This is a genomic window from Streptomyces sp. UC4497, from assembly GCF_054871485.1.
Window position 1 is genome coordinate 1 of the sequence record NZ_JBTYHB010000074.1, and the last position, 7,270, is coordinate 7,270.

Genomic DNA, 7,270 nt, shown 5'->3' on the forward strand with positions numbered 1-7,270 from the left:
TCTTTTCCGCCCCCGGCCCATCAAGCGGCTCCGGGCAAATCAAGCCCGCCTTTCGTACGAGAGCCCGCGGGGCCCGGGGCAGCGCCCCGAGACGTGGGAACGGGTGGCCCCGAGCCGCCGGACGACGCGATGATCCGGGTGGGCGCCCCCGCCCCTACACGGGGGCCGTACCCTGTCCCCGTGGCAGAACCAGTGGTGCGCATCCCGGATGCGAAGGTCGCGCTCTCCACGGCCTCCGTCTACCCGGAGTCGACGGCGACGGCCTTCGAGATCGCCGCGCGCCTGGGCTACGACGGTGTCGAGGTCATGGTCTGGACCGACCCCGTCAGCCAGGACATAGAGGCTTTGCGCCGCCTCTCCGACTACCACCGCATCCCGATCCTCGCCGTTCACGCACCATGTCTGCTGATCACGCAGCGCGTGTGGTCGACGGACCCGTGGGTGAAGCTGCAGCGCGCTCGGGCCGCCGCCGAGAAGCTGGGGGCGTCGACCGTGGTCGTACACCCTCCCTTCCGCTGGCAGCGCCAGTACTCGCGCGACTTCGTGCAGGGGATCTGGCGGATGGCGGGCGAAACAGATGTGCGGTTCGCCGTAGAGAACATGTACCCGTGGCGCTACCGGGACCGCGAGATGCTCGCGTACGCCCCCGACTGGGACGTGACCAAGGACGACTACCGGCACTTCACGGTCGACCTCAGCCACACCGCGACGGCGCGCACCGACGCGATGCAGATGATCGACCGCATGGGCGACCGTCTCGGCCACGTCCACCTCGCCGACGGCAGCGGATCCGGCAAGGACGAGCACCTCGTCCCCGGCCGCGGCACCCAGCCCTGCGCCGAACTCCTGGACCGCCTCGCCGTGAACGGGTTCGACGGGCACGTCGTCATCGAGGTCAATACGCGGCGCGCCATGTCCAGCGCCGAACGCGAGGCCGATCTGGCGGAGGCCCTCGCCTTCGCGCGCCTGCACCTGGCGTCGGCCGCCCGGGTCCCGCGTTCATGACCGAGCCGGTGCGCCGCAGGGGCCGGCCCCCGCGCGCACAGCAGGACGCCGGTCCCGGCATGCGGGAGCGGATCCTGGACGTGGCCCGCGAGGAATTCGCCGAGCGCGGCTACGACAAGGCGTCGGTGCGCGGCATCGCCAAGGCCGCCGGCGTGGACTCGGCCCTGGTGCACCACTACTTCGGCACCAAGGAGCAGGTGTTCGCCGCGTCGATCGAGATGGTCCTCGCACCGGCCCTGGAGGCCCCCACGGCCCTGGCGGACGGGCCCCTGGACGGGGTCGGCGAGCGCATGACCCGCTTCTTCTTCGGCGTGTGGGACGCGCCCGCAACCCGGGCGCCGCTGCTCGCCATCGTGCGGTCCGCGCTGAACAACGAGGTGGCCGCGGGCGTCTTCCGCGGGCTCGTCGCCTCGCAGCTGCTCGCACGGATCGCCCAGCGGCTCGACCTGCCGGAGGGCGAGGCCGAGCTGCGGGCGTCGCTGGCCGCCGCGCAGCTCGTCGGGACGGCGATGCTCCGCTACGTGATCAAGGTGGAGCCACTGGCCTCCGCCGACCCGGAGTGGATCATCGCGCGGATCGCCCCCGTGGTGCAGGGCCATCTGGTCGGGCCGTGAGCACCGGGTGACGACCACGCCCTGAGCGCCCCCGCGACGACCACCCCCTGAGCGCCCCGTGACGACCGGGCCGTGAGCACGCAATGAGACGGATATCCCGCCATTCGGACACCCTGTCCAGGGCTCGGATCGGCGGCGTAGGCTCGGGAGACAGATTTTTTATCCCTCTGAAGGAGCGAGCGACGATGCCCGAGCTGAGGTCCCGCACAGTCACCCACGGCCGCAACATGGCGGGCGCCCGCGCCCTTATGCGCGCCTCCGGTGTACCCGGTGCGGACATCGGCCGGAAGCCGATCATCGCCGTCGCCAACTCGTTCACCGAGTTCGTGCCGGGGCACACGCACCTGGCGCCCGTCGGCCGCATCGTGAGCGACGCGATCCGCGAGGCGGGCGGCATCGCCCGCGAGTTCAACACGATCGCCGTCGACGACGGCATCGCGATGGGCCACGGCGGCATGCTGTACTCGCTGCCCTCGCGCGACCTGATCGCCGACTCGGTCGAGTACATGGTCGAGGCGCACTGCGCGGACGCGCTGATCTGCATCTCGAACTGCGACAAGATCACCCCCGGCATGCTGATGGCGGCGCTCCGCCTCAACATCCCGACGATCTTCGTCTCGGGCGGCCCGATGGAGTCCGGCCGGGCCACCCTCGTCGACGGCACGGTCCGCACGCTCGACCTGGTCGACGCGATGTCCGAGGCCGTGAACGAGAAGGTGTCGGACGAGGACATCCTCCGCATCGAGGAGAACGCCTGCCCGACCTGCGGCTCGTGTTCCGGCATGTTCACCGCCAACTCGATGAACTGCCTCGCCGAGGCCATCGGCCTGGCCCTGCCGGGCAACGGCTCGGTGCTCGCCACGCACACCGCCCGCAAGGGCCTGTACGAGCGCGCGGGCGCCACGGTCGTCGAGCTGGCGAACCGCTACTACGGCGAGGACGACGACTCCGTCCTGCCGCGCAACATCGCCACCCACGCCGCGTTCGAGAACGCGATGGCGCTGGACATCGCGATGGGCGGCTCCACGAACACGATCCTGCACCTCCTGGCCGCCGCCAAGGAGGCCGAGGTCGACTACAACCTCGACCACATCAACGCGGTCTCGCGCCGCGTCCCGTGCCTCGCCAAGGTCGCGCCGAACGTCGCGGGCTCCAGGACGTACTACATGGAGGACGTGCACCGCGCCGGCGGCATCCCCGCGATCCTCGGTGAGCTGTACCGCGGCGGCCTGCTCAACGACGACGTGAACACCGTCCACTCGTCCTCCGTGAAGGAATGGCTGGACACCTGGGACATCCGCAGCGGCAGCGCGAGCGAGGAGGCCGTCGAGCTGTGGCACGCGGCCCCCGGCTGCAAGCGCTCCGCCGAGGCCTTCTCCCAGTCCGAGCGCTGGGACACCCTCGACACCGACCAGGCGGGCGGCTGCATCCACGATGTCGCCCACGCGTACTCGAAGGACGGCGGCCTCGCCGTCCTGAAGGGCAACCTCGCCGAGGACGGCTGCGTCGTGAAGACCGCCGGTGTCGACGAGTCCATCTGGACCTTCGAGGGCCCGGCCGTCGTCTGCGAGTCGCAGGAGGAGGCCGTCGAGAAGATCCTGCTCAAGCAGGTCAAGGAGGGCGACGTCGTCGTCATCCGCTACGAGGGCCCCAAGGGCGGCCCCGGCATGCAGGAGATGCTCTACCCGACCTCGTACCTGAAGGGCCGCGGCCTCGGCAAGGCCTGCGCGCTCGTCACGGACGGCCGCTTCTCCGGCGGTACGTCGGGCCTGTCCATCGGCCACGCCTCGCCCGAGGCCGCCGCCGGTGGTGTCATCGCGCTCGTCGAGGACGGCGACCGCGTGCGCATCGACATCCCGAACCGTGGCATCGAACTCCTGGTCTCCGACGAGGAGTTGGCCGCGCGGCGCGAGGCACTGGGCGGCGTCTACGCTCCCAAGGCCCGCGAGCGCAAGGTCTCGGCCGCTCTGCGCGCGTACGCCGCGATGGCGACCAGCGCCGACAAGGGCGCGGTCCGCGACGTGTCGAAGCTCGGCTAGTCCCTCTGGTTCCTCTGGTTCCTGGTAGTCCCTAGGGATCGTCCGCCGTGGCGGCACCGGAAACGGTGCCGTCCGGCGCGCTCCCGTACACCCGCCCGCCGCTCACGACCGGCGCCGGAATATCGGCCACCACCCGGTCCGAGCGCCCCGCGGGCCGGGGACTGCTCTGGCCGACCGGACGGCCCGTGCGCCGGTCCACGGCGAGCAGCCGGCCGTCGGGGGCCGTCACGTACACCCGGTCCGAGGCGGCGTCGACGGCGGGCGCCGAGCCCCGGCTCACTGAAGTCTCCGACCGCCACAACTGCTTTCCGGACGCGAGGTCCTGCGCCACCAGCGCGCCGCCCGCCGCGAGCAGATACGCGGTATCGCCGTGCAGCGCCACCGTCGCGGACGGCAGCGGCAGGGACAGTCGTACGCGCCGCGCCACAGCCCCGTCTGTGAGCCGATGCCCGACGACGGCCACGGTCTCGCCCGACGCGTTCCGCTCCGCGCACCAGACGACCCCGTCGGACACCCCGACCGGGGTCGCCGTGCCCGGCGATCTCTGCTGCCAGCGGACGTCACCCGTCTCCGGATCCACCGCGCTCACCAGCGTGTTCGCCCCGTCGGGCGCGGGCATCGTCGCATAGGCCAGGCCCCCACTGACGTACGAGAGGGCGGGCTGGGTCGTCGACGCCCCGGGGAGCCGGTGGCGCCACACCGGTCTCCCGGTCGCACTGTCGACCGCGCTGAGCATGCCGTCGGGCGCCGCGAGGAGCACCCGCCCCGCCGCCTGGCGCACCTGCCTCTGGAACCGCGAAATGTCCATCGACCAGCGGGACTTGCCCGTATCGGCAGCCATCGCGACGAGCCGGGACCCGTCGGGGGTGAGCGCGTGCACCAGCCCACCCGACACGACGGGCGCCGCCCCGCCGAAAGCACCACCGGCCGCCTTCCGCTTCCACCGCACCGAGCCGTCCCGCGGATCCAGCGACACGGCCAGCGCGCCGGGCACGGCGCAGTTCAGGCTCCCGGCCCCGTACGAACAGGCGGGCACGGCATCGGAGCCGAGCTTCCGCTGCCAGGGGTGGAACGTGGCGGGGGAGCCGGCCGGGGCGGTCCGGGTGCCGGTGCCCGAGCCGGAGTCGCTGCTCCAGAGGAGAGGCACGGTGAGCGCACCGCTCAGCGCGAGGACGCCGGCGAGGGTGACGAGGGTACGGGGGCGGGGTCGGGGGCGCTTCTGCGGGGCTGGTGAACTCGGCTTCTGTTCAAGGGAGTTGACGTCTGTCTGCTCGATCGTTGGCTGCCGCTGCGCGGGTATGAACGCCTGCGTGTCGTATCGCGCCGAGATGTGCCGCAGCCGGGCCATCAGCTCGTCCGGCGTGGGCCGATCCTCCGGCTCCTTCGCCAGGCAGGCGAGGACGAGCGGCGCCAGATCGTCGGGCACGCCGGACACATCCGGTTCGTCGTGCACCACCTGGTACGCCACCAGGTAGGGGCTGTCGGAGTCGAAGGGCCCCCGCCCGGTCGCGGCGTGCACGAGCAGCGAACCGAGCGCGAACACATCGGCGGCCGGGCCGACTTCGCGCGGACGGCGGAACTGCTCGGGTGCCATGAACGGCGGAGTGCCGATCAACTTCCCTGTTTCCGTGCGCAGTTCGCTGTCCTTGGGCCGGGAGATCCCGAAGTCGATGACCTTCGGGCTGTCCTCGGCGAGCAGCACATTGCTCGGCTTCAGATCGCGGTGCACGACGCCGGCGCGATGGATGTCGCGCAGCGCCTCCGCCAGTCCGGCCGTCAGGTGCCGCAGCTGGGCGGGCGCCAGCGGCCCGTTCCGCTTCACGTGCTCGGCGAGGGTCAAGCCTGGGATGAACAACGTTGCCATCCAGGGCAGTTCGGCATCCGGGTCGGCGTCGACGACCGGCGCGGTGAAGGCCCCGCTGACCCGCCGCGCGGCCGCCACCTCCTGCCGGAACCGGCCCCTGAACTCGGGGTCCGCCGCGAACTCGGCGTGCACCACCTTCACCGCGATCGGCAGCCCCGCCGCCGACCGCGCCAGATGCACGACGCCCATGCCGCCCGCACCCAGCCGCTCCTCGAGCCGATAGTGCCCGGCGTACTCCGGAAGTTCCGCTTCTGCGCCGGTCCCGATGCTGTTGTGTGACGGCATGTCCACCCCCGTGGATGACATCGCGATCTCCGTGCGCGCGCGACGCACGGAGCCTAGTCGATGGTTCGTACGAGACGAACGAGCCTTGCTAGCCTGCGTGTTCGACAGCTCACCACATACATTTCAACGGGCCCTCAATGAACGCTGAACGGGCTTCGTTCGACGGGGGAGACGCAACGCCATGGCAGTAGACGAACAGTCCGCTCAGTCCAGCCAGTCCGTGGAAGCGGCAGCAGCGGCGATGTACTACCGGGTGGCCCCGGACTACAACGTGAACGTCCGCAGCGGCCCCGGCACCCAGTACCGCGTGGTGCGGGTGCTGCCGCTGGGCGCGAAGGTGCCGATCTTCTGCCAGAAGCCGGGCGAGACGGTCGCGGGCCCGTACGGCACGTCCCGGATCTGGGACAACATCGGCGTCGGCGAGTACGTCTCCGATACGTACGTGAAGACGGGCAGCGACGGCTACGTGGCGCCGCGCTGCGCCTGAGCCGCGCCAGGCCCTGGGGGCCGGGCTGCGGGTGACGCGGCCCGGTCCGGTGATAATCGAGGGCGTGAGCGAAGAAACCGGCACCCCCAGCACCTCCCCGGCCCCGGGGCCCCAGCCCGAGGAGATCCGCTTCTTCGGTACGACCTGGGTCGACCACAGCGGCAACTACGGCCTGCGCCGGGCCGCGGTCGGCGTGGGCGCGCTGGTCCTGGCCGCCGCCGGCTGCTTCGTGCTGCGCTTCGCCTACGAGGGCCTGGCGATCGCCGACGTCGGGTCCCTCGTGAACCTGCTGCTCATCGTGATGTTCGCGGTCTGCAGCGCGCTCGCCTTCGCCCGCACCCGCACCGGCTTCACCGAACGGCACGACCCCGAGAAGCAGGCGTCGCTGCGCGGCTTCCTGGCGATCGGGTTCGTGGGCGTCCTGGTCGCCTACGCCCTGCGCTGCCTGGTCGAGGCCCCCGGCGAAAAGCTCCGCCGCGAGGAGTACGAGACGGCTCGCGCCCAGTACACCCGCCGCACAGCGCGCCGCGCCGGCAACCCGGCCAAGAAGAAGCGCCGCTAGCCCCACGCTCATTGCGGCCAACCGCCCCTACGCCCCGGGGCTCCGCCCCGGGGCTCCGCCCCGGCCCCCGCGCCTCAATCGCCGGCGGGGCTGATGGTGCCGAACCGGCGTTACGGACCGGGGATGCTGCCCGACCGGGCCGAATTCACTGACCCGGCGTTACGGCCACGGGGCTCTGCCCCGGACCCCGCTGCTCAATCGCCGCAGGGGCTGAAAATGCCCACCCGCCGCAGGGACTTGGATTGTCCCGCCCGCCCGCAATTATCCCGCCCGCCCGCAGGCGATCGCCCGGCTCCCGCCCATCTCCCACCCACCCGCCCCCTCCGGGGGCGTCGGCCTGCCGGGGTACCGCCTCGGCCTTGGGCGACCTGGCCGCGGCCGCGACTCCCCCCTGTTGCAGTCGACGCCGCCCCA

General features: G+C 71.8%; 6 protein-coding genes. 5 read left to right on the top strand and 1 reads right to left on the bottom strand.

What is annotated here, in order from left to right:
* The first annotated feature begins 180 nt into the window (after positions 1-180).
* The 3 genes from ACYSUO_RS42195 to ilvD all read left to right on the top strand — a co-directional run bounded on the left by ACYSUO_RS42195 (position 181) and on the right by ilvD (position 3,658).
* A complete protein-coding gene (locus ACYSUO_RS42195) occupies positions 181-1,005 on the top strand; it encodes a sugar phosphate isomerase/epimerase family protein (protein WP_461781500.1) in 825 nt (274 codons plus the stop codon).
* Complete coding sequence (locus ACYSUO_RS42200) at positions 1,002-1,619, top strand: TetR/AcrR family transcriptional regulator (protein ID WP_461781501.1); 618 nt, start codon at positions 1,002-1,004, stop codon at positions 1,617-1,619. Before ACYSUO_RS42195 ends, ACYSUO_RS42200 begins: the two co-directional genes overlap by 4 nt.
* Positions 1,620-1,804: 185 nt before the next feature.
* Positions 1,805-3,658: a dihydroxy-acid dehydratase gene (ilvD, locus tag ACYSUO_RS42205; RefSeq protein WP_461781502.1), complete on the top strand. Its 1,854-nt coding sequence runs from the start codon at positions 1,805-1,807 to the stop codon at positions 3,656-3,658.
* A gap of 31 nt (positions 3,659-3,689) precedes the next feature.
* On the opposite strand, the gene ACYSUO_RS42210 is transcribed toward ilvD, so the two are convergent.
* The gene (locus ACYSUO_RS42210) at positions 3,690-5,807 is read right to left on the bottom strand and encodes a protein kinase domain-containing protein (RefSeq protein WP_461781503.1); all 2,118 of its coding nucleotides are present in this window, start codon (positions 5,805-5,807) and stop codon (positions 3,690-3,692) included.
* A 181-nt stretch (positions 5,808-5,988) separates the two neighbouring features.
* Here ACYSUO_RS42210 and ACYSUO_RS42215 point away from each other — a divergent pair, with 181 nt between their 5' ends.
* Positions 5,989-6,294, top strand: a complete 306-nt coding sequence (locus ACYSUO_RS42215) for an SH3 domain-containing protein (RefSeq protein ID WP_461781504.1) — start codon at positions 5,989-5,991, stop codon at positions 6,292-6,294.
* A gap of 64 nt (positions 6,295-6,358) precedes the next feature.
* Positions 6,359-6,856, top strand: coding sequence for an EamA/RhaT family transporter (locus ACYSUO_RS42220; RefSeq protein ID WP_461781505.1), 498 nt, complete (start codon positions 6,359-6,361; stop codon positions 6,854-6,856).
* Positions 6,857-7,270: the final 414 nt, after the last annotated feature.